Origin of the sequence: Barnesiella sp. An22, from assembly GCF_002159975.1 — a bacterium.
GTDB classification, from domain to species: domain Bacteria; phylum Bacteroidota; class Bacteroidia; order Bacteroidales; family Barnesiellaceae; genus Barnesiella; species Barnesiella merdigallinarum.
The window spans coordinates 229,238-255,834 of record NZ_NFJR01000004.1 but is presented as its reverse complement, the minus strand read 5'-3'; the positions used below and the strand labels follow the sequence as shown (position 1 = coordinate 255,834).

20 protein-coding genes are annotated in these 26,597 nt (G+C 55.3%); 12 read left to right on the top strand and 8 right to left on the bottom strand.

Translation table 11 applies throughout. The features are described from left to right. Positions 1–156: 156 nt before the first annotated feature. From B5F38_RS06475 to B5F38_RS06445, 7 genes are all read right to left on the bottom strand, one after another. Positions 157–3,003: an endonuclease gene (locus B5F38_RS06475; RefSeq protein ID WP_087408479.1), complete on the bottom strand. Its 2,847-nt coding sequence runs from the start codon at positions 3,001–3,003 to the stop codon at positions 157–159. Between the two features lie 65 nt (positions 3,004–3,068). Further along, positions 3,069–5,120: an endonuclease gene (locus B5F38_RS06470; protein WP_087408478.1), complete on the bottom strand. Its 2,052-nt coding sequence runs from the start codon at positions 5,118–5,120 to the stop codon at positions 3,069–3,071. A 164-nt stretch (positions 5,121–5,284) separates the two neighbouring features. Beyond that, positions 5,285–6,505: an ABC transporter permease gene (locus B5F38_RS06465; RefSeq protein WP_087408477.1), complete on the bottom strand. Its 1,221-nt coding sequence runs from the start codon at positions 6,503–6,505 to the stop codon at positions 5,285–5,287. Positions 6,506–6,523: 18 nt separating this feature from the next. After that, positions 6,524–7,705 (bottom strand): ABC transporter permease, encoded by a 1,182-nt coding sequence (locus tag B5F38_RS06460; RefSeq protein ID WP_087408476.1) that lies wholly within the window; start codon positions 7,703–7,705, stop codon positions 6,524–6,526. Between the two features lie 40 nt (positions 7,706–7,745). Then, a complete protein-coding gene (locus B5F38_RS06455; protein ID WP_087408475.1) occupies positions 7,746–8,747 on the bottom strand; it encodes an efflux RND transporter periplasmic adaptor subunit in 1,002 nt (333 codons plus the stop codon). 36 nt (positions 8,748–8,783) lie between these two features. Next, positions 8,784–10,238 (bottom strand): TolC family protein, encoded by a 1,455-nt coding sequence (locus B5F38_RS06450; protein ID WP_087408474.1) that lies wholly within the window; start codon positions 10,236–10,238, stop codon positions 8,784–8,786. Positions 10,239–10,456: 218 nt separating this feature from the next. Beyond that, on the bottom strand, positions 10,457–11,350 hold the full coding sequence (locus B5F38_RS06445; RefSeq protein WP_087408473.1) for a hypothetical protein: 894 nt from the start codon (positions 11,348–11,350) through the stop codon (positions 10,457–10,459). Between the two features lie 328 nt (positions 11,351–11,678). Between B5F38_RS06445 and B5F38_RS06440 the strand changes: the two genes are divergently transcribed. From B5F38_RS06440 to B5F38_RS06410, 7 genes are all read left to right on the top strand, one after another. Continuing rightward, the gene (locus B5F38_RS06440) at positions 11,679–12,257 is read left to right on the top strand and encodes a PASTA domain-containing protein (RefSeq protein ID WP_158096849.1); all 579 of its coding nucleotides are present in this window, start codon (positions 11,679–11,681) and stop codon (positions 12,255–12,257) included. A gap of 18 nt (positions 12,258–12,275) precedes the next feature. Next, a complete protein-coding gene (locus B5F38_RS06435) occupies positions 12,276–13,337 on the top strand; it encodes an RluA family pseudouridine synthase (RefSeq protein WP_087408471.1) in 1,062 nt (353 codons plus the stop codon). Positions 13,338–13,410: 73 nt separating this feature from the next. Beyond that, positions 13,411–14,577, top strand: coding sequence for an acyltransferase (locus B5F38_RS06430; RefSeq protein WP_087408470.1), 1,167 nt, complete (start codon positions 13,411–13,413; stop codon positions 14,575–14,577). An 83-nt stretch (positions 14,578–14,660) separates the two neighbouring features. Continuing rightward, positions 14,661–15,851, top strand: coding sequence for a metallophosphoesterase (locus B5F38_RS06425; RefSeq protein WP_158096848.1), 1,191 nt, complete (start codon positions 14,661–14,663; stop codon positions 15,849–15,851). Then, positions 15,848–17,977: a Tex family protein gene (locus B5F38_RS06420; RefSeq protein WP_087408468.1), complete on the top strand. Its 2,130-nt coding sequence runs from the start codon at positions 15,848–15,850 to the stop codon at positions 17,975–17,977. Before B5F38_RS06425 ends, B5F38_RS06420 begins: the two co-directional genes overlap by 4 nt. Then, a complete protein-coding gene (gene folK / locus B5F38_RS06415; protein WP_087408467.1) occupies positions 17,974–18,384 on the top strand; it encodes a 2-amino-4-hydroxy-6-hydroxymethyldihydropteridine diphosphokinase in 411 nt (136 codons plus the stop codon). Before B5F38_RS06420 ends, folK begins: the two co-directional genes overlap by 4 nt. Positions 18,385–18,396: 12 nt before the next feature. Further along, on the top strand, positions 18,397–19,155 hold the full coding sequence (locus B5F38_RS06410) for a nitroreductase family protein (protein ID WP_087408466.1): 759 nt from the start codon (positions 18,397–18,399) through the stop codon (positions 19,153–19,155). Between the two features lie 242 nt (positions 19,156–19,397). Here the strand turns inward: B5F38_RS06410 and B5F38_RS06405 are convergent, their stop codons facing one another. After that, entirely contained in the window at positions 19,398–20,057 is a 660-nt protein-coding gene (locus tag B5F38_RS06405) for an HAD family hydrolase (RefSeq protein ID WP_087408465.1), read from the bottom strand. A 270-nt stretch (positions 20,058–20,327) separates the two neighbouring features. Between B5F38_RS06405 and B5F38_RS06400 the strand changes: the two genes are divergently transcribed. From B5F38_RS06400 to B5F38_RS06380, 5 genes are all read left to right on the top strand, one after another. Then, positions 20,328–21,056, top strand: a complete 729-nt coding sequence (locus tag B5F38_RS06400) for an HAD family hydrolase (protein WP_087408464.1) — start codon at positions 20,328–20,330, stop codon at positions 21,054–21,056. A 285-nt stretch (positions 21,057–21,341) separates the two neighbouring features. After that, entirely contained in the window at positions 21,342–23,018 is a 1,677-nt protein-coding gene (locus B5F38_RS06395; RefSeq protein ID WP_087408463.1) for a putative transporter, read from the top strand. A 221-nt stretch (positions 23,019–23,239) separates the two neighbouring features. Next, entirely contained in the window at positions 23,240–24,583 is a 1,344-nt protein-coding gene (locus B5F38_RS06390; protein WP_087408462.1) for a TolC family protein, read from the top strand. 36 nt (positions 24,584–24,619) lie between these two features. Further along, positions 24,620–25,819, top strand: a complete 1,200-nt coding sequence (locus B5F38_RS06385) for an efflux RND transporter periplasmic adaptor subunit (RefSeq protein WP_087408461.1) — start codon at positions 24,620–24,622, stop codon at positions 25,817–25,819. Positions 25,820–25,837: 18 nt separating this feature from the next. Next, positions 25,838–26,584, top strand: coding sequence for an ABC transporter ATP-binding protein (locus B5F38_RS06380; protein WP_087408460.1), 747 nt, complete (start codon positions 25,838–25,840; stop codon positions 26,582–26,584). Positions 26,585–26,597: the final 13 nt, after the last annotated feature.

The window sequence follows — 26,597 nt, the reverse complement described above, 5'->3', positions numbered from 1 at the left end:
ATGAACTGTGCCCTCCGTTTTCGCTCCGGTTGACCCGGTGTTCTTTCGAAAAGCGATGCAAAGGTAGGCGTTTTTATATATTCCCTCCAAATTTTTTGAGGACTTTTTTTCTAAAAAATTTTCGAGGATGCCATCAATCACCTATTGGTCTGCATTTTACAAACCGACCTTATAATTGTATATTTGATTGCAGTCGACCACGCGCACCAAATAGATGCCTCGATTCAATCCGACAACTATCTCGTCACGGTCATCTACGGAACCGGAATAGAGAAGCTGCCCCGACAGATTATATACGGCAACCTGCCCACGGCCCGATAGACCGGAGACAACCACCCGACCGTCGGCGGCATAGACTCGCGGGGTATCGGCCTGAGGTCGGGCCATGCCCGAGAACTCGGCCGTCGTCACCCTCTGCACCGGCGACCAGGGCGAAACCACATCGTCGCAAAGAGCCCGCACCTGATAGTGATACTCGCTCAACGGCTCGAGATCGTGAACCACATACGAGGTGACCTGCCCTATCCGCTCCTGCGTGTGGACGGTATTGAGATAGTCGCCATAGACAATCGTGGCATCGTCGATAGCCACGTTGCCGGTTGCCTTGTGGGCATAGGTTATCTTCATGGCCGTTACCCCCTCGTCAATCGAGAAGGTGTAGCTCGGATAATATTTCGACGTATTGACGTAGCGCAGGGTATCGACCGACGCCCAGTTGCCGCCCACCTGTTTCTCGACCACCACATAGGAGCCGGAACCCGACGAGGCGAAGCGGTACATGAACGAGAAGGAGACGATGCCCTGAGGATAGGTGGGGGTACACAGGTATTCGCCCGTTGCCTTCAGGGCTACCGAGGGTGCCGACTGGCCACTGCTGGCCGCCGAGGTGTAGTTGCCGCTCGCATTGCCGCTCCAGCCGTCGGGCAAAGGTTCGCCCTTGGAGCCCACGTTGTCGAAACCTTCGGTCACGGTGTGCTGCTCGCCACTCTGCGTAAAGCAAAGCACCTCGTAGTCGTCGGCGGCCTGCACCTCTTCCCAGTTGATGCGGAAGGAGGTATCGGTCACTTCGGAGGCATCGAGCAGTTGGGGCGTCTCGAGAGAATCGGTAACAAACTGCATGCTATATGCCGCAGCAACGGTAGCGGAGGGGGTGACGGCATCGACCCGATAGGTGTAGCGCGTCAACGGTCGGAGTCCGGTGAAACGATATTCCAGACCGAGGCCGGCCGACTCTCCGTCACAGATGTATTCGCGCTCTGCATCGAACTGCATCGCAAAGCTGCCCAGTTGCGAAAAGTCGTCTTTGGGTGCTTCGGTCCATTCGCTCGGGTCGTATACGGCCGAGGGGTGCGTAACGCGGGATTGGCGATAGAGGGTCTTGTCCTGTCCCCAATAGGCTATTTCGCCAGCAAAACCTACCACGTCGATGATGATGCCGTTGCGGCAGAGTGCCACAGCGTCGTTGCCGTTGAAATTGAGCGGCGAATCTTCTCCGCCGGGAATCATCTGCGAAGCCTTGGCGCGGAGCGTGGCGTCGGTCGACTGCTCGTTCAGCAGCAACCAGGTCTCGCCATTCTGCAATACGGCATTGCCCAGCGGGGTATCGTTGTAGAAACTGCCGCCGCCGTTCGACTCGATGCGCAGGCTGTATGCCGAGAGGTCAACGGGAGCGCCCGTGCCGTTGTAGAGTTCGATGGCCTTGTTGTAGCTCGAGCCCTCGACATAGGCCGAGATGATGAGATCGCCGGCAGACGTATTGCCCCGCCAGAGCGATACCCGGTAGTCGGTAGCCGAGGGGTAGTTGACCCATTGCACCGTAGCTTCGGATGCCGTGATGTCGGTAGCACCAGTAACGATGAACGAGGGTACCACAATCAGTTGCACGGGGATGCGATATTGCCGCTCGAGACCTCCACCCACGATGGTCAAGGTGTCGCGATATTCGCCCTGTACCGGACGGTCGCAGGCGATTTCGAGGCTATACCCGTCGCTCACCTGTTGCGGCGAAAGTGTCGTGGCCGACAAGGAGAATATATGGCCTTGAGTCCAAGCGATACTTAAGGCAGAGGTGAGGTTGTCGCCCAGAATCTCGAGCTGTGCCGAGCGGCTGTCGCCCGCCAGAATCACCCCCATGTCGACCGACTCGCCGTAGCGGGGCATCGCCAGGAAGGGGGCCGTCTCTTCGGGGAAAGCGTAAGCCTGGCCCACGTGGTCGCCCCACACATATTCGACCAGGTCGGGGTAATCGATATAAGGGTTGCGATTGCCCTGTATGGTATAGACCGAGTCGTTGCGAGCCATCTCACGTTCGCTCGGCGGGTCCTGCCGGTGCCACTCGAGCAAGAGGTCGCGGGCCCAATTCTTCCACACCGGATAGGTATTGTTGTCGACCATGGGCGATTGCCAATAGTCATACAGATTTTCGTAGGCCGTGACCACATAGAGGTAGGCCCGGGCAAAGTCGCCCTTGTACTCGTCGGCCGGTTCGAAACAGCGGTCGGTATAGTCGGTACCGAAACCGTTATACCCGATTTTGGAAACGCCGTTGTCGAAGCCCGGAGTACCCGTAACCTCGCCCAGCGGCAAGTTATTCTTCGACGAGTTGGCCGAGCCGTCGGCCGGATAGAGGTGATGCAGGTCGCGGTAGGCGTTGTTCTCGTAGGCACCCCACCAGCTCTTGGGGAATGAGTGCTCGATGTGCATGCCGTCGACCGCCTTGTAGCCATCGAAATAGCGCACCTCGGAGGAGTAACGGTCCCACACACGGCCGTCGTCGAGGCGGTCGGTGCGCGAGAAGCCCTCCCAGGTAGCCCCCTCGCCACTGCCATAGTCGAGGGTGTGCATGGCACTCACTATCTGGTGCAAGGCGGTTTTCAACTCGGCTCCACTCTTGCCGTCGGCGGCATAATAATAGCCGGCAGGCACCTCGGCCCTCAGGTAAGACCCAAGGGAGAAGATTGCCATTGCCACTAAAATTATCTGGATAAATTTTCTATTTTTCATGGCTGTCAAGATTAAAATTAAGGAAAGCGGGAGAGCTTGAAGCTCTCCCCTGTTTCAATTCGTTTTTATTGAGCGCTACGTACCCGCACCGTGCTCTGCATGGTACGCGATACCACCCGCACGATGAAGAGACCCTCGGGCAACTCCCATTCGGACTCCTCGCCGTGCAGCACGCGCGAGCCACACAGACGGCCGTCCATCGTGTACCATTGGGCTACCGCATTCATGGGGGCATTGAGGATATACAGCGTCGTACCCGAGGTATAGATAAGGATATGATCGCTGGCTACCTCGTCGACGGCAGCCGACCACGTGGCTACCGATACGGTGTTGGAGACTGTCTGTGCCTCGTCGCCCACATAGGGGGTAACGGTGTAGTGATACTGTACGGCCGGGGTGAGGTCGGTCACCTCGTATTCGGTCACATTACCCACGCGACGGGGATAGCCGTCGAGAGTAACCGGTGTAAATCCGCCACCGCTCTTCACCACCACACTGTGCAGGTAGGCCCGGTGGTCGCTCTCGGCCATCAGGGTGATGGTCGAAGCGGCAGTGCCTTCCTTCACGGGAATAGTCGTGGTGGTAGTCCCGTCGAGGGTAATCTGGCCGATCTCCTGCCCATCGACCGAAACATAGATTACCGACTGGTCGTTGTGATAAGGCTCGGCTACTACCGTTATCGAGGCATCACCAGCCGAGAGATCCATGGCAGGCGAGGTGGCACTGCCATCTTTGCTACCCGAACCCAAACGAAGCATTCCATTCTCGACAGCCGTATACCCTTCGTATGTCCAGGTATCGGGTTTCGACGAGAATACGGTATTCAATATCTCTTTCTCGGGCGAACTCGACGAATAGTCGTCGTACCACACATTCAGTTCATAGTCGGTAGCCTCGGACTTGGGAGTCCAGGCGGCCACAAACGAGGTCTTGCCTATCTCCTTGGCCGGCAGAGCCACAAAGTCGTCGATGGCCTGACCGGTGAGGTTGACTACCACAGCCGACGAGATGCCTCCACCCGTGATGTCGAGCGTAGCCCGATGCGAGCCTACTACCGTAGAGTGGTAAGAGAGTTCGACCGTAGCTCCGTTGTTGACGGCATCGGCCGTGAGGGTACGGGGATTGACCGAGAAGCACTCGCTGTCGGTTCCGCCAATCTCGAGCGACACTTCACCCTCGATATTGCGGCCCTTCACCTGAATCTGCATGGTGACGGGGTCGGATACATTGACCGAGGCAACACCCAGGTCGATGGTAGAGCCTCCCTGAGGAGCCTCGATATAGGGAGTCTCCTCACCCGCAGGCGAGAAAGGCTCGTTACGACGGTCGCCGAAAATCAGATCGACCAGTTCGGGATAGTCGATGAAGGGGTTGCGGTTGCCCTGCTTCGATGCATACACGGCCTCGTTGCGGTCAATCTCCTTCTGGCTCACGGGGTCCATCTCGTTCCAACGGAGCAGCATGTCGAGCTGCCACTGTACGATATGCGGATAGGACGACACGAAGATACCGCCCCAGTTGTTGATACGGTTTTGATAGCGCGTAGCAAAATAGAAATAGGTACGGGCAAAGTCGCCTTTATACTCGTCGTTGGGTTCAAACACCGTACCGGAATATCCGGGCGTTACACACTTGCCCCACTTGGAGAAACCGTTTTTCGAACTCGAAGCACCCGAGCCAACCTCGCCAAAGGGGTTATTGCTGCGATAGCTGTTTATCTTACCGTCGGTAGGATAGATATGCCAGGCATCGGAATACATGGGCGACGCATCGTTGAACCAACTTTTGGGCACCGAATGCTCCCGGTTGTAGCAGTCGCCTTCATTTTTATAATTTCCACACTTATCAGTTCCAAAAGTAAAATCGGTTACATCGGAATACATATCCCACACCTTTCCGTCGGGCCGGCGGTCGGTCGTTTTGTAAACCTCCCACAAGCCATCGTAACCAACATTATCTGCATTATTTAAGATGACCGACAAACTTTTCTGCAAAGCTTCTCCGCTCTTTCCGATGGCATCGTCGTAATATCCGGCAGGAATCTCGGCCCACAACGAGAGCGAAAATAGGCAAGCAGCCATGGCAAGCCCGAAACGATTGTGTGAAATACGATTCATAAATTGTTTTATTTAAGTTTTCTTGTTTTTGGAAAAGGGCGATAAAGGTAATGATAATTTATCAAAATCTGCTTAAGAACCGTCCATTTTTATAAAAAAATCAGCGGGCCGACTTCTACCAGAGAAGCCAGCCCGCCGTGATGGAGTTACTTTCGTAAAGCGAGTTATTCCGATTCGAGTACACCCGAATGGCCCCGCTTCTTGTCTTTCCATATCTGGTACCGATAGACCAGACAGGTAGTAACGAAATAGACTCCTGTGAGTATCCACAACATCGTGTAGGCATGGCGCACGTCATAGATACCGGCCCCGGCCGTATTCATGCGCACAAAGCCTTCGATACCCCACGTCGATGGGATGATGGCTCCCAGCCATTGCCAATACTCGGGCATGGCGTAGCGCGGCCAGGTGATACCCGAAATGAAGAGGAAGATGACTGAGGTGAAGACAAAGAGCAGGAACGAGCTCTCGCGCTCACGCACAAAGACCGAGAGGGTCATGCCGAAGAATATCGACGAGAGCAGGAAGGGCACGGCAAACGAATAGATTTCGACCTGACTGCCTATCTGCGGGAACTTGAACAGCCACGGTATGAAGTGCAGGATGTAGGCCGTACACAACACATAGAGGCTGAAGTAGCACAAGGCTTTGCCTATGACCAGATGCAGCACGTTGTTGTGCATGTGCTCGCGTCCGCTGTAAAAGAGGTGCAGCTGATGGTGCTCGTAGATTCCCCCGGCCAGCATGCCGATACCCAAAATAAGACTCTGCTGCAGGATGAGTATCAGGATGGCGGGCAGCAGGAAAGAGGCCAGACCCGACTCGGGGTTGTAGAGGTTGACCGAGACGTAGGGAATGGGCTGAGTGGCTACGTTGATCTGCTCTTGCGTGGCACCGCCCAACGACTGGGTTTGCAACCGGCCGCCCAGATTCATGGTCACATCGGTGAGTGCAATGAGGAATCCTTTGTAATTGAGCAGGATACTCATATCGGAATAGAACGATACGACACTCTGCTCGCCCCGTTCGATCTTCTGGCTGAAGTCGCTCGGGATAAACAAGATACCGTAGCAGTTCTTCTCGTGCATCATGCGCTTGGCCTCATCCATGTTGGCACAGTAGGAGACGATACGGGCGTTCGGCGTGGCATCCATCTCGCGAGCCAACTTCCGACTCAACGGGGTGCGGGCATTGTCGACCACCACCATAGGTACATCGCGTACCACCTCGGGATTATAAACCGCAGCATAGACGATGGGATAGACAAAGGGCAAGGCAAAGAAAAAGAGGATAACCCCGAAATCCTGGAAGACGGCACGGTACTCCCGCCGCCAGATGTAGTAGATGTCGGCCAATCCTATTCTTATGGAGTGGAAAAATTTCATAGCAATCTGTTTTTTACATCACGGTACATATACCTGCCGCATGAGGGCCTTTTTGAGCCGGGGCAACAACGGGGTCGACGCTACGGCAAAGAGAATGAGCGCCACATAGTGCCAACGCGAATAGTAGAGCGGTATGCCGTTGAGTGCCTGGTCGACATAAATCAAGAAGTAATGGCGCACGGGCAACACATACGACATGGCCTGGAAAGGCAGATACATGGCCGGTACCGGGAACGAGAAGCCGGCAATGGAGAGCGACAAGACCCCCACCAGACCGGCGGCACTCAACCCGATGCGCAACGAGGGGGCTATGCTCATGATGATGACGGCAAAGCTCTGGGTCGATACCACCAGCAGCAACATGGCTGCAATCATGTGCCAGATATTCCCCTGCATGGGGAAGTGCAGGTAGCCGTACAGCAGGGCCAGATAGAGGAGCCCCATGGCAAAGAAGATGATGGTCTGGGGCACCAGCTTGCCGGTAATGGCGACGATAATCGAGTCGTCGGCCGTGCGCAGCCACTCGCGAGCGGTGGAGCGTTTGATTTCGGACCCGATGCTGAAGACCGTCACCAGCAGAATCATCAACTGCAGCAGACCGGGAAGGAACGAGTTGTTGAGGTAGACCGAATAGCTGATCCACGGGTTGCCCAGTGCGTGCATATCGGTGGCAATGGGCTGCAACTTGGCCATAATCTGCGACTCCTCTACCCCGGTAGCGAGCAGCACCTGCCGCACGACCGCCCCCGAGGCCAACACCGACATGGTCTTGAAACTCTTGTAGAGCAGCGAAGCGGGTATGTAATAGGCGTTGTTGGTGTAGAACGAAATCTCGGGCTGACGTCCGGCCGTAGCCTTGGCCTCGAACCCCTCGGGAATCATGAGGAAGCCGAAGATGTCGCCCGACTGCATCAACTCGCGGGCCTCGGTAAAGCTGTTGAGCTTGTAGAGCACGTCGACCGACTCCAGAGCACCCAACTGCTGGGTGAAGTCTTGCGACGAGTTGGAGTGGTCCTGGTCGACAATGGCCACCGGTATCTTGTGGGGCAGCCCTTCGTGCATCAGGGAGAACATGAAGAGGCAGCAAAACAGCGGAGCCACCACCATGCACAGCACATAGATGGGGCGCGACACGAGCTGCCGCATCTCCCTGACGATGCTTGCCCACAAGCCTGTTCTATTTTCCGTTTGTTCTGTCATATAACAATCTCCCGACGTTAAACGTGTGCCGGAATCCGGCTTACTTATTGCGTTTCAACAGTACCGACATGCCCGGACGCAGGTTCTCGACCGGCTCCACGGGACGAGCCTTCACCTCGAAGGTCTTGGCATCGTACTGCCCCGTCACCTTGGTGGCCCGCCATACGGCATAGGAGCCCATGTCGCGAATGTAGAATACCTTGAGGGTAACCTCCTTGTTGCCGAGTGCGGGAATGACGGCACGCACCTCGGCCCCCATCGTGAGGTCCTTCAGCAGGTCTTCGCGCACGTTGAACGAAACCCACATGTCGTCGAGTTTCAACACATTCATAATAGGAGCTCCCAGGCTCACCAGCTCGCCCACGTTGGGGAATATGTCGGAGATTTCGCCATCGGTGGGAGCCGTCAGGTAAGAGTCGTCAAGTATCGACTCCACTTCGGCCACACTGCCCCGGGCGGCAGCAACCATGGCAGCGGCAGCAGCCTTGTCTTCGACCTGTGCTCCGGCCTTGGCCATCTCGTATTGCGAGCGGGCGGCACTCTCGGTAGCGACCATCGCCTTGTACGAGGCTTCGGCCTCGTCGCGTTTCTGAGCCGAAACTACACCTTTTTTATACAGCGACTCCATGCGGTCATAGGTCTTCTTGGCTATCGTAAGACCGGCTTGAGCCTGCTGCCACATGTCGTAGGCCGAGTTGAGCAACTCGATGCGGGTACCCTTGTCGACCTTCTTGTTCTGGGCTTGAGCCACCGACTCCATGGCCTCGGCTTGCGAGAGCTTGGCCTCGACGAGCGACGAGTGTATGTGCACCAGCGTATCGCCGGCCTTCACATGCTGTCCCTCCTCGACCATAAACTCGACCACGCGCCCGGGCAGTTTGCCCGATACCCGCACCTGGGTAGCTTCGGCCTGCCCCTGGATAATCTGGGGTTCGGGTTTGAGCAGGAACAATCCGATCAAGGCCAAAACAACGATAATGACAATCAAAGCAATGAGTCCAACGACCAAACTGCGTTCTTTCTTTTCTTTTAGATTTTCCATCGTAAATCTTGTTTTGCTATTTTTTTATTTTCTTTTTCAATATCTCATGGTTCCCAAAGCCTTGGCCAGGTAGACCTCGCACAAGCGGGTGTCGATTTCGGCATCGATTTTCTCCGACTGGGCTTCGAGCCAGGCGGTCTGGGCCTCGAGCACGTTGGTCGTGGTAAGCACTCCCTCTTCAAAACCCACCTGGGCATTGCGCAGGTTTTCGTCGGCTTTCTCGAGGTTCTTCACCGCCATGCGGTAGGTGCGGTAAGCCTCCGAAGCCTTGAAGGCGGCCTGGTTGACCTGCAACTCGATTTTCTCTTTCGTGTCGGCCAGTTGCAGCTTGGCTACGACAGCCTCGCTCTTGGCCGCCCGTATCTTGTTGTAGTTCTGCCCCCAGTGCAAGATGGGAATGTTGAGCATAACCCCCACGCTGAACATGCCGTTGAACTCGTTCTTGAAGCCATTGAAGGCGTTGGGATTGGAGAATGAGTAGGTGCCGACCAGCGCCAGCTTGGGCAACATGTCGGAGAGAGCCAGGTTTTTCTTCTTCTCGTAAATCTTGGCGGCATAGTCGAGACTGAGAACCTCGTTGCGGTTCCTGAACACCTCGTCCATATCGTAGGCGAGCGGTTGCTCCTGCGGCTCTACCCGCTCGAGCGACTCGTCCTCGAGCGTAAATACCGAGTTTACCGGCAACCCGCAAATCTGGGCCAGCGCCATGCGCGACAGGGCCAGGCCGTTGTCGACTTTGGCCAGCGTAATCTGCGCGGCATTGAGCCGCACGGCTACCGTGAGGCCGTCGGACTGGGTAGCTACCCCCTCCTCGATCATATCCTGCACGTGGCGGTTGAGGGTGTCGAGCAGGGCGGTGTAGCTCTCGGCCAACCGCTTTTTATGCACGAGCGATACCACCTGCCAGTAGGCCTCGTCGGTTTGATAGACAATCTCCTTCTCGGCCGTGTTGCGCTGCGTGACGGCCAGTTTTTCGGCATAGCTGGCGATGTCGTTCAACGCCTTGATTTTACCGCCCATGAAGATGGGCTGCGTGAGGGTAACCAGACCGACGTAGACATTGTGCACATCGAACTCGAAAGCCTCTTTCGGGATGAGCGCTACGGTCTGGGGAATGGGCTGCCCGTTGTTCAAGATGGGCTCACCCGTCATCGGGTTGGTCACCACATTATATTTATACTCCTGAGTAGCCAGGTCGAAGCTCTTGGTGGGCAGATACTGATCCTCCTCGAGCAGCGAGATGGATTTCTGGTTATACATATAGGTACCGCTGAAATCGATTCCCGGGAAATAGGCTCCCCGAGCCGACTTCTTGGTATAGCCTGCACCCTTGACCTTCTCCTCGGCAATGCGCAGTTGCTTGTTGTTCTTCAAAGCCATGCGGCGGCACGAGTCGAGCGACACGGGCTGTTGCGCCGAAGCGGCCAGGAAAGAGAGTAGAAAGAGGGCGACCAGCACTCTTCCCGCCCCTAAAGTTCGGTTGATTCTCATATCTTTTTACCTTTTACACGTTGCAGGGTTAATACTTGCCATGCTTATAGTTGCCTAAACAATTTTATATCTTAAAAAAATAATGCCCTCGGCATTACCCCGCAAAAATACGCCGAGTTTAGCATTAAACAAATATTTGATGAGTTTGTTTTCTATTTTTACTTTTTTTTAAGAGTCTCACCCCACCCCGTCGACAGCAGGCCACGAAGGTGCCCGACTCACTCTTTCAGGGTAAACGAGCGGGTGCCTATCTTGTAGTTGTCGGCAAAGATGTCGACCCGATACTCACCCGGATAGAGGAACTCCTCGACCGCCCAGTACATGGTCACATCGTTCAATTCATCGCCGGTAAACTCGATGAGCTTGCGGCACGAATAGTTGATTTCGCGATCTTCGAAGGGGAAGACGTCGGCCCGGTCCTTGACCAGCACGTCGCCGTCGGGTTTCACGATGCGGGCATAGATATACTTCTCGCCCACCTCGGCCGTCACGTTCTTGGCTATGGAGAAGGTAATCTTTATCTTGTCGGTCTTTTTGATGCGCTTGGCCACCTTGCCCCGCGAGTCGATGGGGGTAACCACCACGCCCACGGCATCGAGCTTCGAGGCCAGCGTCACCTTCTCGGTGAGTTCCTCACGCTCCTGTTTCAGCTGGTCGGCCGTAGCCGATACCTCGCGATAGCGGCGGGTCACCTGGGCATTCTCTTCGCGCAGCTGCTTGTTGGCGACGTTGAGCGAGTCGATCTGCATCACATAGTGGCGCATGATACCGCGCAGGGTAGCCAGCTCTTTCTTCAGCTCCTCGATACGGGCCGAACTGGTATTCTTCACCGTGCGCAACTCTTCGAGCAGGCGCTGTACCTTCACCTTCTCGGCATCGAGTTTCTCGATGAGCGAGTCGTTGTTGAACATCATCTTTTGCCCCTCGAACTGGTCGTATTGGGCAGCCAGGTCGCTATACTCCTTCTCGAGTTCGCTACGCTGCTTGTCAATCTCGACCTGCTCCTTGAAGTCGGACATCTGTTTGTGCTGTATATAGATGAAAATACCTGTCCCTATCAGAGCGACAGCCAACACGGCAATAATAATCACTACCAGATTACTTCTTTTCATAGTTTATCAGAAGCTATTATTTTTCTGCAAAAGTAACGCATTCTCGCCAACCAGCCAAGGTGTAACAGATTATTTAAGTTATAAATGTTAAAATAGTCTATTCATGCGGCGTCCACAGGTAGATAAGCAACGGCGGCGACCCTGTCGGCAAAAAGAAAGTAAGCCCGGCTCACAAAATCTTTTTCTCATAAAAATAATTAAGTTAACACCTATTGCAAACGATTTTCCCTATCTTTGTGAAACCTTAGAACAGTTATACGCCTAAGCAATGATGGGAAAATTGATCGAATTTTTCAAAAAGCACCCGATAATCAAAACATTAGTACAGATGGTTATCGTCTTTTTTCTGTTAATCGGAATCACCCTCTACGGGCTGAAACTATATACACGACACGGGAAAGCCGTGCTCGTGCCCGACGTAAAGGCCATGGCCTTGCCCGATGCCCTGCGCATACTCGACCGGGAAGGCTTCAGATACGACATCATCGACTCGCTGTTTATCGACGAAGCCGTGCCCGGCACGGTCGTAGAGCAGACTCCGGCCGGCGGCAGCAAAGTGAAGGAGGGACGTATCGTCTACATCTCGATAAACGCCTACTCCCCGCGCATGATTACCTGCCCCAAAGTGGTCGACATGTCGATGCGCCAGGCGCTTTCGCTGCTGGAGAGCCGGGGCCTGAACGACGTACGCATCCAGGAGGTTCCATCGGAGTACCCCGATTTGGTCATGGGGCTACAATATCAAGGCGAAACCTTGCAAGCCGGCGACAAAGTACCCGCCGGCAGCTCATTGACACTGCTCGTGGGTAACGGTGTACCCGAAGTCTACACCGACTCGACCACCGACGAAGAGGCTCCACAAGCCATGGATACCGAATCGCTGACCGATGAAAGTTGGTTTAACTAAACAGACGATGCGACAAGAATGAACTTTTGCGACGAAGACATAGAAGCCGACGATAAAATCGTTGCCGAAGAGGGTGAACGGGAGCTTTACGAGCACTTTCGGTTTGTTGCCGACAAGGGACAGAGCCTGCTGCGGGTAGACAAATTTCTGGTGGCCCGCCTCGAAAACTCGTCGCGCAACCGGGTGCAACAGGCTGCCGAGGCCGGCTGCATACTGGTCAACGGCAAGCCCGTCAAGTCGAACTACCGGGTGAAGCCGCTCGACGTCGTTTCGGTCGTCATGGACCGCCCCCGCTACGAATTTGAAATCATACCTCAGGATATTCCCCTCGACGTCGTCTACGAAGACGATGCCGTGCTGGTGGTGAACAAGCCGGCCGGACTGGTGGTGCATCCCGGGCATGGCAATTACAGCGGTACGCTGGTAAATGCCCTGGCCTACTACTTCCGCAACACCCCCAACTACGACGTAAACGACCCCCGGCTGGGACTGGTACACCGCATCGACAAAGACACCTCGGGTCTGCTGGTCATCGCCAAGACTCCCGAGGCCAAGACCAACCTGGGACTGCAGTTCTTCCACAAAACCACCCAGCGCAAATATGTGGCGCTGGTGTGGGGATTGATGGAACAAGACGAGGGTACCATCGAGGGCAACATAGGCCGCAGCCTCAAGGACCGGCTGCAAATGACCGTATTCCCCGACGGCGATCAGGGCAAACACGCCGTCACCCATTACCGAACCCTGGAGCGTCTGGGGTATGTCTCGATTGTCGAATGCCGACTCGAGACCGGGCGCACACACCAAATCAGAGTACACATGAAATACATAGGCCACACGCTTTTCAACGACGAGCGCTATGGCGGAGACCAGATACTCAAGGGGACAACCTTCTCCAAATACAAACAGTTTGTTCAGAACTGTTTCGACATCTGCCCCCGACAGGCACTGCACGCCAAGACACTCGGCTTCAAACATCCCGTCACAGGAGAAGAGATGTTTTTCGACTCGCCTATTCCTCAGGATATGACTCAGCTGTTTGACAAATGGCGCAACTACACCGCCAATCGAGATATATAGGAGATATTATAAACCCAGAGAAAAAGAACTACCAATCAATAAAAGACGGTTCTATACCTTAAAAACAAGAGTTATGGAATGCCCAAAAGAATTTGACGATATCAGGCCGTTTTACGACCGCGAATTCCACGACAAGATGAAAGTCTTGGTCAAAGAACCAAAATTCGAACACGCCGTGCGCTACGTGCTGCGCGATGTCAACTACGACGTATTGTGCCAGCAACTGCTCTCGCTCGACAACAAGAAAGATTTTCAACTGCTCGTCATGCGCGCCTTTCTCGAAGTACTCACCAAGAAGACGACCAAAAGTCTCTCCGAGAAGAACTTCGACCTGCTCGAAAAGACCAAGAACTATACCTACATGTCGAACCACCGCGACATCATTCTCGATGCCTCGTTGCTCAACCTGCTGCTCATTCGCCATGGCTTCAACACCAGCGAAATCGCCATCGGAAACAATCTGCTCATCTTCGACTGGATATCCGACCTGGTGCGGCTCAACAAAAGCTTTATCGTGAAACGCGACGTGGGGGTACGACAGATGCTCGAAGCGGCCCGGCAACTCTCGGGGTATATCCACTTTGCCATCACCCAGAAGAAGGAGTCGGTCTGGATTGCCCAACGCGAAGGCCGGTCTAAAGACTCGGACGACCGCACGCAGGAGTCGCTCATCAAGATGTTGGGATTGGCCGGCAACGGCAACCTCATCGACAACCTGAAGGAGATAAACCTCGTGCCCGTATCCATCTCTTACGAATACGACCCGTGCGACTACCTCAAGGCCCAAGAGTTCCTGCTCAAACGCGACAACCCCGACTTCAAGAAGTCGCAAGAGGACGACCTGCACAGCATGGAAATCGGGCTGCTCGGCTACAAAGGCCGCGTTCATTTCGAAATATCGCCCTGCATCAACGACGAGCTCGACAAGCTCTCGCATCTCGAGGAAAAATCGGAAATTCTGGCCCGGATACTCAAAATCATCGACAAGGGCATCCACTCGGGCTACAAGATTTACCCCGGCAACTACGTCGCCTACGACATGCTCAACGGCACCAACCGGTTTGCCGACCGCTACACTCGCAAAGAGTCGCTCACCTTTACCAACTACCTGCACTCGCAACTGGCCAAGATACCCGACTCGGACGACGAAAAGAATCGGGAGTTCCTCGAGCGGTGCATTCTGCTGATGTATGCCAACCCGCTGAAAAACAAACTGGTGGCAACCGGGCAAGAAGCCTGACAAAAAACGTATAAGACAAAACGATGAGTGGTTTCCGTACAAAACGGCTCATCGTTTTTCTTCTCAAACTCAAAACAAAATCTATGCGGTTACCTCTTCTTCTCATTCTGCTGCCGCTCCTGGCCCTCACGACCGACGCCTATATCTACGGGCGGAACCTGCGAAACCGATCGCGATGGGTCAAGATACTCTGGTGGTCTGTCACGGCCGTCGTGCTCGTAGCCGTATTCGTGGCCGTGCTTTTCCAATTCAAATTCAGGGGGACAATCGACATCAATGTGGCCATGTGGATATTCTATGGTTTTTTCCTCGTCTACATGCCCAAATGGTTCTACTCCATCTGTTCGCTGTTCGATTACCTGCCCCGTCTGTGGCACAAACGGCGGGGACGCTGGGGCCACTTCGTGGGTCTCGCGCTGTCGTTCTACGTCATGGGCAGCATGCTCTACGGTGCATTCTATGCCCGCCAGCATCCGGTATATAACTACCGTACCATTACGTTCGACCGATTGCCCGAAGCCTTCGACGGATACCGCATCGTACAATTCTCCGACCTCCACATCGAGACCCTCGGCTCGGCCGGGCGATACCTGCCCCGATGGGTGGCCGACATCGACAGCCTGCACCCCGACCTCATCGTCTTCACCGGCGACCTGGTGAACCGGCAGGGCGGCGAACTGCCCCGCTACATGCCTGAGCTCTCGCGGCTCTCGGCTACCGACGGAGTCTACTCGGTGCTGGGCAACCACGACTATGGCGACTACTATCACTGGAGCTCGCCTGCCGAACAGGAGAAAACCCTGCAACAGCTCATCGCCGACGAGGGCCGCATGGGGTGGCACATGCTCAACAACCGGTCGGTATGGCTGCACCGCGGCAACGACAGCATCGCCCTCATCGGGGTCGAAAACTGGGGCATGCCCCCCTTCCCCCAATACGGACGGCTGGCCGAAGCCTACCCCGCGCTGAACGACTCGACCTTCAAGATACTGCTCTCGCACAACCCGCTGCACTGGCGCCACGAGGTGATTCCGCAGAGCAACATCGACCTCACCCTCTCGGGCCATACCCACGCCATGCAGTTGAAGTTGGGGTGGAAAGGGTTTGAATACTCGCTGGCCGAACCCATGTACCCCGAATGGAGCGGTCTCTACACCGCTCCCGACGGACGACACAAACTCTACGTCAACGAGGGCATGGGGTGCGTCTTCCTGCCCATGCGCATAGGCGCCCGCCCCGAGATTACCGTCATCACGCTAAAGAAAGAACCATGAATACGACGTTCCCAAAAATCCTGGCCCAGTCGCTGGGTATCGCCGAACCCCAGGTAGCCAAAACCATCGAACTGCTCGAGGGCGGGGCCACCATCCCCTTCATCAGCCGATACCGCAAGGAGGCCACCGGCTCGCTCGACGAGGTGCAGATAGGCCGCATCAAGGAGGATTATGACCGACTGTGCGAACTGGCCAAACGCAAAGAATCGATACTATCGACCATCGACGAGCAGGGCAAACTCACCGACGAGCTGCGCCAGCGCATCGACTCGTGCTGGAACGCCACCGAACTCGAAGACATATATCTGCCCTACAAGCCTCGCCGACGGACTCGCGCCGAGATTGCCCGCGAACGCGGTCTCGAACCGCTGGCCAAAATCATCATGTCGCAACGCAACGACCGCATCGAGGCCAGCGCCTCGCGATTCATTACGGCCGAGGTGACCGACGCCGAAAGCGCCATCAAGGGAGCCTGCGACATCATGGCCGAATGGGTGGCCGAAAACGAACGGGCCCGCAACACCGTGCGCCGCAGCTTCGAGCAGAGCGGTGTCATCGCGGCCAAAGTGGTCAAGGGCAAAGAGACAGAGGGCGATAAATACCGCGACTACTTTGCCTGGAGCGAATCGCTGCGGCGATGTGCCTCGCACAAGATTCTGGCCGTGCGCCGCGGCGAAAAGGAGGGTATCCTGCGGGTATCGATTGCCCCCGACGACGAACAGGCTCTCACTCGCCTGCAACGCCTCTTTGTCAAGGGCGAAGGCGAAGCCTCTACCCTCGTAGGGGAGGCGGTGACCGACAGCTACAAACGACTGTTGCGACCCTCGATTGAGAGCGAATTTGCCGCCTCGTCCAAAGAGAAGGCCGACGATGCGGCCATCGCCGTCTTTGCCGAGAACGTGAAGCAGTTGCTGCTGGCCCCTCCGCTGGGGCAGAAACGGGTATTGGCCATCGACCCCGGATTCCGTACCGGCTGCAAGGTGGTCTGCCTCGATGCCCAGGGCAACCTGCTGCACAACGAAACCATCTATCCCCACCCGCCCCGGCAGGACCGCGCAGGGGCGGCCCGCAAACTCACCCAACTGGTCGAGAGCTACAAGATTGAAGCCATCGCCATAGGCAACGGTACCGCCGGACGCGAGACCGAAGAGTTTGTCACCAACCTGCGCTACGACCGCAAGATACAGGTCTTTGTCGTGAGCGAAAGCGGGGCCTCCATCTACTCGGCTTCGAAGGTGGCCCGCGAGGAGTTCCCCGACCAGGACGTGACGGTGCGAGGTGCCGTGTCGATAGGCCGGCGGCTCATCGACCCCCTGGCCGAACTGGTGAAGATCGACCCCAAGTCGATAGGCGTGGGGCAATACCAGCACGACGTGGACCAGACGAAGCTGAAGCGGTCGCTCGACCGTGTGGTGGAGTATTGCGTCAACTCGGTAGGCGTCAACGTCAACACCGCCAGCAAGCACCTGCTCACCTACATCTCGGGACTGGGCCCTCAGCTGGCCCAGAATATCGTGGAGTACCGCCAAGCCAACGGCGACTTTATGAGCCGCAGCGACCTGCTCCGGGTGCCCCGCATGGGAGCCAAGGCCTTTGAGCAGTCGGCCGGATTCCTGCGCATACCTCATGCCGCCAACCCGCTCGACAACTCGGCCGTTCACCCCGAGCGCTACGCCATCGTCGAACAGATGGCCGCCGACCTGGGCTGCACCATAGGCGAACTCATCGAGAACAAAGAGCTGAAAAAGCAGCTCGACCTGAAGCGATACATCGCGGGCGACGTGGGCATGCCCACCCTCACCGACATCATGGCCGAGCTCGACAAACCCGGGCGGGACCCCCGCCGCTATATCGAGATGATGGAGTTCGACGCCAAAGTCAAGAGCATCGATGACCTGCAAGAGGGCATGGTGCTCAACGGCATCGTCACCAACATTACGCAGTTCGGCTGCTTTGTCGACATCGGCATCAAGGAGAACGGCCTGGTACACATCTCGCAGATGGCCGACCGCTACATCGCCAACCCCGCCGAGGTGGTATCGATGCACCAGCCCGTGCGGGTACGGGTCATCGGGATAGACCGCGAACGCAAACGCATACAACTCTCATTAAAAGATGTATCATGAATACCGCTTTAATCAGTTTGGCTTCCAATTCGCCCGATAAACGGGAACAGATGGAACAGGCCTTTGCCGAGTTGCGGGCCATGGGCATCGTGGCCCGGTCGTCGTCGATTTACGAGACGGCCCCTTACGGAAATCCCCGACACCCCAACTACCTCAACGCCGTGGCCTGCATCCGCACTGCGGCCGAATACCCGGTGCTCTACGATACCCTCAAGGAGATGGAGCGAGCCCACGGCCGCACCCCCCAGTCGAAACTGAGCGGCGAGATTCCGCTCGACATCGACATCGTCGTGTGGAACGGCGAGACCCTGCGCCCGCAAGACTACGAGCGCGACTACTTCAAGACCGGACTGCACGAGATACAACCTGTTGAGAACCAACAACCCCACCCGATTGTTTCACATTAAATACGATTCGATATGAAAACAGTAGAAGAAACCTTACTCAAACGTACTTCGGTACGCCGTTACGAATACGACAAGATACCGGCCGAGACTCTCGACTTTATCTACCGGGCCATTGCCAACACCCCCACCAGTTACAACGGTCAGCAATTCTCGGTCATCGCCATCGACGACCAGGCCATCAAGGAGGAGCTCTATGCCATCACCAACCAAAAGCAGATCAAAACCTGCGCCACGCTGCTGATGTTCTGCGCCGATTTCCACAAAATCGACGTGCTGGCCCAAAAGAAGGGAATAGACAACCCCCACTTCGAAAACACGCTCGACGGGGTGATGGTGGGTATCATCGACGCCGCCCTGGCCATGCAGAATGCCGTAGTGGCCGCACAGGCCGCCGGTCTGGGCAGCTGCTGCGTGGGATATGCCCGCACCGCCAATCCCGAGAAGATTGCCGAAATTCTGAAACTGCCTCAGGGCACCTTTGTCATCTGCGCCCTCACGCTGGGTATTCCCCGCGAATCGCCCGACCTGAAACCCAAGCAACCCCTCTCGCTCGTGGTACATCACAACCACTATCGCACCGACGACATGAGCGCCGACCTCGAGCAATACGACCAAACCATATCGGAGTATAACCGCCACCGCAGCGGCACTACCACCGAAAACGACTGGTGCGGCCACATACTCGACTACTACCGCATCGCTCTCGACTACGACATGGAGGGTTACCTCAACAAACAAGGATGCAAATTACCCTTCGTACCGAAAAAATAGAGACAATTTTCGGTTATCGACAAGGTAATGTTCCAACGGAAAAAGGGGCGGTTAGGCGATATTTTTCAGCCTTTTGTCGATATGGTTTTGATATGCCCAGCTGCGGACATACATTTGTATCACAATTAATTAATCGCCCTATGTAAATGTTACAGACTATTTTTTTCGATTAACTATTCTATATATTTTGGTTATGTAGCAATTTCGCTGAGAAGCGAGGTTGCTACTTTTTTTTCTACGGCTCACACCCCGATGCCGCACAGATGCAGAATATCGTCGGGCGTATCGACCAGATGGGTAGCACCGGCCCGGCTCAACTCGTCGCGCCCCCGGAATCCCCAGATTACCCCGGCCGACTCTACCCCGGCTGCACGGGCGGTACACATGTCTACGTCCGAGTCGCCTACATACAACGTATCGACCTTCTCCACCCCGGCACGCTGCATGATGTCGTAGACAATATCGGGAGCCGGTTTCGTCGGCACCCCTTCGCGCTGTCCCAGTACGGCTACAAACGGCACACGGGGAAAGTAGTGGGCAACCAGCTTCTCGGTACCCGCCTGATATTTGTTCGAAGCCACCGCCAGCTTTACACCTTGGCCCGACAACTCATCGAGCAGACGCACTATACCGTCGTAGGGGCGAGTGTGGTCGGTATTGTGTTCGGTATAATATTCGAGAAAGAGAGTGCGCATGTGAGCCACATTCTCGGCCGTGCGAGCCGCTTCGGGCAAGGCACGTTCGAACAGTTTGGTGATGCCGTTGCCCACGAAATAGAGATACTCCTCTACCCGATGTTCGGGGTAGCCACAACCCCGCAAAGCATAGTTGGTACTCGCAGCCAAGTCGGCTATCGTGTTCAACAACGTCCCATCCAAATCAAAAATAACCAGTTGTTTCATCTTTTTTCCTTTTATCCGTGCAAAGATAGTGAAAGTCGAAGGCAGAAAAACAAGCCCGCTTGATTTTTATGTCGCAACATCCCCAGCCTTCGTGAATCCATGGCCCTATTTTTTGTGCACAAATACCCGACTGCCGCCCCTCGACAAGCAAACAGACGGGGCCGGCCGACATTTTCACAGATACGACTTTTAGAACAAATATATATACATAACGACCTTGTGGAGAGGCCTGTCACAAGGTAACTTTGCACTGTTTTCTAACAAAAGGATATGGAACAAACACACGACATAAAGGGCATTCTGTTTAACTTTTCGGGTACAATCGACACCGAGGGATGCGAGTGGTTCGACCTCATTTGGCGGAAATATCGGGAGACCGGTATTCCGGTATCGAAGAGCGACTACCTGTGTGCCCACGAATATGCCGAAGCCCAGATTTCGGAATGTAATCTCATCGAGCCCGGGTTCAATCTATATCAGATGCTCTACATCAAACTCTCGCTGCAAATCAAATATCTCATCGACAAAGGACTGCTATCCGACAACGTATGCACCCGCAAGTATCCGCAGCAGTTGGCTACCCTCTGCTACAATCGGGCCATCATGCACGTGAGACAAAACGAATTGATTCTCGAACAACTGGTCAAGCAATATCGACTGGGTATCGTAGCACAGTCGTACGGCAACCTACCGGCCATGCTGGTAGACTTCGGGCTCACCCCCTACTTTACCGACGTGATCGAATCGAGTGCCGTCAACCTCAACAAGCCCGACCAAGCCATTTTCAAACTCTCGGTCGATGCCCTGCACATTGCCCCCGAAGAGACACTGTGCGTGAGCAATTCGCTCAACAACGACCTGTTGCCCGCACAAGGCATCGGCTGCCAAACGGCTTGGCTGAATCTGCGCCCGGTACCTCCGGCCAAACGGGTATCGAACTATCATATAACCTCCTTAACAGACCTTAATGCACTATTATATTCAAAAAGCAATACATAATGTAGGAATACGAAAAAAGGAAACAACTGCTTACTATTGAATTGAATACTGTGTTGTGAAAAACAAATCTAACTAAATATTCCGAACGCTGTGCGCGAGTATAGCCGAGGAAGGCTCTTAGCATAAAAAGTGTATTGACTTGATGGAAGGTCCAGGGCGCGATGTCCAGGACCTTTTTTTTCGCCATATCCTTTTTCGGCAACAAGAAAAACTATACCGACAAGAGTTGTTTATAGAGAATATTGCTAACTTTGCACAAAAAGTAAAAAGTATTGTTTATCTAAAATGGATTGGATACAAAGTCTGCTATTTAATGACGCATCGGTAGCCCATACCGTAATCCTATACGCCTTTGTCATTGCGGTGGGAGTAGCATTGGGCAAACTGAAGTTCTTCGGAGTATCTTTGGGAGTTACGTTTGTTCTCTTCGTCGGGCTGATAGCCGGGCACTTCGGCTTCTCGGCCGAGAAAAACATACTCCACTTCGTACAGGAGTTCGGTTTAATTCTCTTTATTTACTCCATCGGTCTGCAAGTGGGACCCAGTTTCTTCTCCTCGTTCAAGCGAGGCGGGCTCACCCTCAATATGCTGGCCGTGGGTATTGTAGTTCTCAACATTGCTGTGGCGCTCGGCATCTACTTCCTCAACGAAGACCAGGTGAGCATGCCCATGATGGTGGGTATTCTCTCGGGTGCCGTTACCAACACCCCGGGACTGGGTGCCGCACAACAAACCCTGTCGCAGCTGCGGTTCGACGGTTCTATCACCGAAGTCCCCGAGATTGCCCTGGGCTATGCCGCCGCCTATCCGCTGGGTGTAATCGGCATCATCGCCTCGATGCTGGTGATTCGGGCCATCTTCAAAGTGAAGCTCGACAAGGAAAATAAGCAAATCGAGGAGGAAAACCAGTCGAGCCAACTCGTGCCCCACGTGGTTACCTACCAGGTAGAAAACAAACTCATCGTAGGTAAAACGCTCGACGACCTCGCCAAGCTCATCGACCGCAACTTCGTGGTGTCGCGTATCAAGCACAACGACGAGGTGATGATTCCCAACTCCGACACGCTGCTGCAAGAGGGCGACCTGTTGCTGGTGGTTCTCTCGCTGCAGGACGAAAGCGCCCTCGAAGCCTTCATCGGACGCCCCGTCGAGATGAACTGGGAAGCCATTCAGGCACCGGTGGTTTCGCGCCGTATTCTGGTTACCCGCCCCGAAATCAACGGGCGCAAAATCGGTAGCTTGCGGCTGCGCATGGGATACCGCCTGAACGCTACCCGCGTGAACCGTGCCGGTTTAGACCTGTTGGCCAACCCCAATCTGGAGCTGCAAATCGGCGACCGCCTCACCGTAGTAGGCCGTATCGAAGACATCAACCGTCTGGCCGAAAAGTTGGGCAACTCGACCAAACGTCTGCACGAGCCCAACATGGTAACCCTCTTCGTGGGTATCTTCCTCGGTATCATTCTGGGTAGTATTCCTATCGCCATACCGGGCATGAGCGTGCCGATGAAACTGGGTCTGGCCGGTGGTCCTCTGGTCGTTGCCATTCTGCTGGGCCGCTTCGGTCACAAGGTACACCTGGTTACCTACACCTCGACAGGCGCCAGCCTCATGCTGCGCGAGGTAGGCATCTGCCTCTTCCTGGCCAGTGTGGGCATCTCGGCCGGCGGCGAGTTTGTCAATACCATCATGTCGGGCGGCCTCGTGTGGGTATGGTGGGGATTCCTCATCACCGTCATTCCCCTGCTCGTCATTGCCGTTATCGCCCGGGCTCACTACAAAATCAACTACTGCTCAATCATGGGTCTGCTCTCGGGAGCCTGCACCGATCCCCCCGCCTTGGCTTATGCCAACAAGGTTTCGGGTAACGATGCACCGTCGGTAGCCTACTCGACCGTCTACCCGCTCACCATGTTCCTGCGAGTTCTGTCGGCGCAGTTGCTCATCCTGCTCTTCTATTAACGAAGCATACCTTTTCGAAACTATCTTCACGAGGGGAATCCACACGGGTTCCCCTCGTTTTTTCACCAGCCTCTCTCCATAAGGGAAAACGCATAACCATACACCCCTGTTTTATCGATAAAAGAGACCGCTTTATCCACAAAAAAGGGAACTCTCTCTATTACATTTTTCTTAATGGCTCGCCAAGTGTTAAATTTGAGTTCGAATTTAACGTATCGGTTATGAAAAATTTAATAATATCCACCGGCATTTTAACGCTTCTCTGCTACTCGCCGCTGCATGCTCAGGAACTTCAGGTGAGCCAGGAAGAGTCGATGCCCGAAGTGTGGACATTACAGGATTGCTTCGACTACGCCCACGACCACAGCATCACGCTGCAACAGAACCGACTGTCGATCGAGGAGAGCTCGGTCAATACCAAGGAGGCCAAAGCCCAGCTTTTCCCCTCGTTCGACTTCTCCACGTCGCACAACTACGGCAACTACCCCTTGGCCGACGGCAGCCAGGCCGGCAAAAACGTCTACACCGGCACCTACGGACTCAATGCCTCGTGGACCCTCTTCGACGGGAAGCGCCGCAATACCATCAAGAGCAACCAGCTGCAAGAGCAGCAACAGCAATATGCCTTTCAAGAGAGCCTCGACAACCTGCAAATCGAGATTCTCACCGACTATCTGCAAATTCTCTATGCCGAGGAGGCCGTGAATATCTGCAAGCAGACTGTCGAGGTATCGCTGAGGCAAGTCGAGCGGTCGCGCGAACTGCTGGCCGCCGGCTCTATCTCGAAGAGCGACCTGGCCCAACTCGAGGCCCAATACAGCAACGACAAGTACCAACTGGTATCGGCCGAAGCCAACCGCGACCAACTGCGGCTCAACCTCAAGCAACTGCTCGAACTCGACATCGACGTAGAGATGAACCTGGCTCTGCCGCCCATCGACGAGAGCAAGGTGCTCGTGCCGCTGCCCGACAAGAGCACGGTCTATGCCACGGCGCTGGGATTTATCCCCTCGATACAGAGCGGCAAGCTCGAACTCGAGGTAGCCGAACTCAACATAGCCAACGCCAAGGCCGGCTACTACCCCAACCTCTCGCTCAATGCCGGCATAGGCACCGGACACAACACCGACAACAACGGCGGTATAGGTACTCAACTGAAACAGAGTCTCAACGAGTCGATCGGGCTCACCCTGTCGATACCCATCTACAGCCGCCGGGCCAACAAGTCGGCCGTAGAGCGGGCTCGTATACAGCAGAAAATCAGCGAGCTCGACCTCAAGAATCAGGAGAAAAATCTGCTCAACCAAATCGAGAGCGCCTGGCTCGACGCCTCGTCGGCCCAGTCGCAATACCTGGCCGCCCGCGAGCAGCTCAATGCCACACAGACATCGTTCGAGCTCACCGAAGAGCAATTCTACTTGGGCATGAAAAATACCGTCGAGATGCTCACCGCCAAAAACAACTGGCTCTCGGCCCAGCAAGAGGAGCTGCAATCGCGCTTCATGGCGCTGCTCAACCTCAAGCTGCTCGACTACTACGAAAACAAGCCGCTTACGCTCGATTGATTTGACAATCTCGAATAATAAACTGATCATCACGATATGAAACGAAAAAAAATCATCATTCTCGCCGTGTCGATAGTCGCAGTGATTATAATCCTGTGGTTTATCTTCGGACGGAAATCGAACAGCACAAGCTACATCGTCGAGACGGCCACGGCCACCCGAAGCGACGTATCGGAGGCCGTCACGGCTACCGGTACCATCGAGCCGGTGACCAAGGTCGAGGTGGGTACCCAGGTATCGGGTATCATCGACAAACTGTATGCCGACTACAACTCGATTGTCACCAAGGGACAGCTCATCGCCGAGATGGATAAGGTGACCCTGCAAAGCGAACTCACCTCGCAACAGGCCACCTACGACGGTGCCAAGGCCGAGTACGAGTATCAAGAGAAGAACTACCTGCGCAACAAGGCGTTGCACGAGAAACAGCTCATCAGCGACACCGAGTTCGAGGAGTCGACCTACAACTATGCCAAGGCCAAGAGTGCCTACGAGAGCAGCGAGGCCAATCTGGCCAAGGCCAAGCGTAACCTGGCCTACGCTACCATTACCTCGCCCATCGACGGGGTAGTCATCAGCCGCGCCGTCGAGGAGGGACAGACCGTTGCCGCCGGATTCGAAACGCCTACCCTCTTCACCATTGCCGCCGACCTCACCCAGATGCAGGTGATTGCCGATGTCGACGAGGCCGATATAGGCGGTGTGAAAGAGGGACAACGGGTCGAATTTAGCGTCGACGCCTACCCCAACGACACCTTCGAGGGCACCGTGACACAGGTGCGTCTCGAGGCTACCGAAGAGAGCAACGTGGTTACCTACGAGGTGGTCATCTCGGCCCACAACCCCGATTTGAAACTGAAACCGGGCCTCACGGCCAACGTCACCATCTACATCGCCGAGCGGCGCAACGTCATCAACATTCCACTCAAGGCACTCCGCTTCGTCCCCGATATGCCTTCGGGACAAGCTCCGGCAGCCGAGTCGCAACCGCAGCCCCAGAAGCCGGGCAACGACAGCCTCAAGACTATTTGGGTACAAGAGAACAATACCTGGACTCCCCGGCAGGTAAAAGTGGGTATGAACAACGGCGTGAATGTAGAGATTTGCGAGGGGCTGAACGAAGGCGAAACCGTAGCCATCGACCGCAAGAGCAACGGCGGCCTGCCGGCCGCTCAGCTCTCGGGAAACAAGGAGGAGAGCCCCTTCATGCCCAAACCGCCGGGAAAGAAGAAATAAAGAAAGGAAACCGACAGCATGGCAACAAAAGAGATCATACGTCTGGAGAACATACGGCGCAACTTTATCGTGGGTAACGAGACGGTACACGCCCTGCGGGGGGTGAGTTTCACCATCAACGCCGGCGAGTTCGTGACCATCATGGGCACCAGCGGCTCGGGCAAGTCGACCCTGCTCAACATTCTGGGCTGCCTCGACACCCCCACCTCGGGCGAATACTACCTCGACGGCATCCCGGTACGGAGCATGGGCAAAAACGAGCGGTCGGTACTGCGCAACCGCAAGATTGGTTTCGTATTCCAGTCTTACAACCTGCTGCCCAAGACGACCGCCCTCGAAAACGTGGAGCTGCCCCTCATGTACAACTCGGCCATCTCGGCCCGCGAGCGGCACGAACTGGCCTCGCGGGCACTCGATGCCGTGGGACTGGCCGAACGGAAAAACCACAAGTCGAACCAGATGTCGGGCGGACAGCAGCAACGTGTGGCCATTGCCCGGGCGCTGGTCAACGACCCGGTCATCATTCTGGCCGACGAGGCTACCGGTAACCTCGACACCCGCACCTCGTTCGAGATACTGGTACTCTTCCAGGAGCTGCACGACCGGGGACGCACCATCATTTTCGTCACGCACAACCCCGAACTCTCGGCCTACAGCAGCCGCAACATCGTGCTGCGCGACGGGAAAATCATCAGCGACACCCCCAACGACCATCCGGCCTCGGCCCTGGAGATGCTGAAAAAACTACCGGTAGAAAGCGATTAAGGAACAAACGATT

Coding starts and splice junctions, on each gene's coding strand:
- B5F38_RS06475 (WP_087408479.1), bottom strand. CDS start 3,003: ATGAAAAATAGAAAATTTATCCAGATAATTTTAGTGGCAATGGCAATC.
- B5F38_RS06470 (WP_087408478.1), bottom strand. CDS start 5,120: ATGAATCGTATTTCACACAATCGTTTCGGGCTTGCCATGGCTGCTTGC.
- B5F38_RS06465 (WP_087408477.1), bottom strand. CDS start 6,505: ATGAAATTTTTCCACTCCATAAGAATAGGATTGGCCGACATCTACTAC.
- B5F38_RS06460 (WP_087408476.1), bottom strand. CDS start 7,705: ATGACAGAACAAACGGAAAATAGAACAGGCTTGTGGGCAAGCATCGTC.
- B5F38_RS06455 (WP_087408475.1), bottom strand. CDS start 8,747: ATGGAAAATCTAAAAGAAAAGAAAGAACGCAGTTTGGTCGTTGGACTC.
- B5F38_RS06450 (WP_087408474.1), bottom strand. CDS start 10,238: ATGAGAATCAACCGAACTTTAGGGGCGGGAAGAGTGCTGGTCGCCCTC.
- B5F38_RS06445 (WP_087408473.1), bottom strand. CDS start 11,350: ATGAAAAGAAGTAATCTGGTAGTGATTATTATTGCCGTGTTGGCTGTC.
- B5F38_RS06440 (WP_158096849.1), top strand. CDS start 11,679: ATGGTTATCGTCTTTTTTCTGTTAATCGGAATCACCCTCTACGGGCTG.
- B5F38_RS06435 (WP_087408471.1), top strand. CDS start 12,276: ATGAACTTTTGCGACGAAGACATAGAAGCCGACGATAAAATCGTTGCC.
- B5F38_RS06430 (WP_087408470.1), top strand. CDS start 13,411: ATGGAATGCCCAAAAGAATTTGACGATATCAGGCCGTTTTACGACCGC.
- B5F38_RS06425 (WP_158096848.1), top strand. CDS start 14,661: ATGCGGTTACCTCTTCTTCTCATTCTGCTGCCGCTCCTGGCCCTCACG.
- B5F38_RS06420 (WP_087408468.1), top strand. CDS start 15,848: ATGAATACGACGTTCCCAAAAATCCTGGCCCAGTCGCTGGGTATCGCC.
- folK (WP_087408467.1), top strand. CDS start 17,974: ATGAATACCGCTTTAATCAGTTTGGCTTCCAATTCGCCCGATAAACGG.
- B5F38_RS06410 (WP_087408466.1), top strand. CDS start 18,397: ATGAAAACAGTAGAAGAAACCTTACTCAAACGTACTTCGGTACGCCGT.
- B5F38_RS06405 (WP_087408465.1), bottom strand. CDS start 20,057: ATGAAACAACTGGTTATTTTTGATTTGGATGGGACGTTGTTGAACACG.
- B5F38_RS06400 (WP_087408464.1), top strand. CDS start 20,328: ATGGAACAAACACACGACATAAAGGGCATTCTGTTTAACTTTTCGGGT.
- B5F38_RS06395 (WP_087408463.1), top strand. CDS start 21,342: ATGGATTGGATACAAAGTCTGCTATTTAATGACGCATCGGTAGCCCAT.
- B5F38_RS06390 (WP_087408462.1), top strand. CDS start 23,240: ATGAAAAATTTAATAATATCCACCGGCATTTTAACGCTTCTCTGCTAC.
- B5F38_RS06385 (WP_087408461.1), top strand. CDS start 24,620: ATGAAACGAAAAAAAATCATCATTCTCGCCGTGTCGATAGTCGCAGTG.
- B5F38_RS06380 (WP_087408460.1), top strand. CDS start 25,838: ATGGCAACAAAAGAGATCATACGTCTGGAGAACATACGGCGCAACTTT.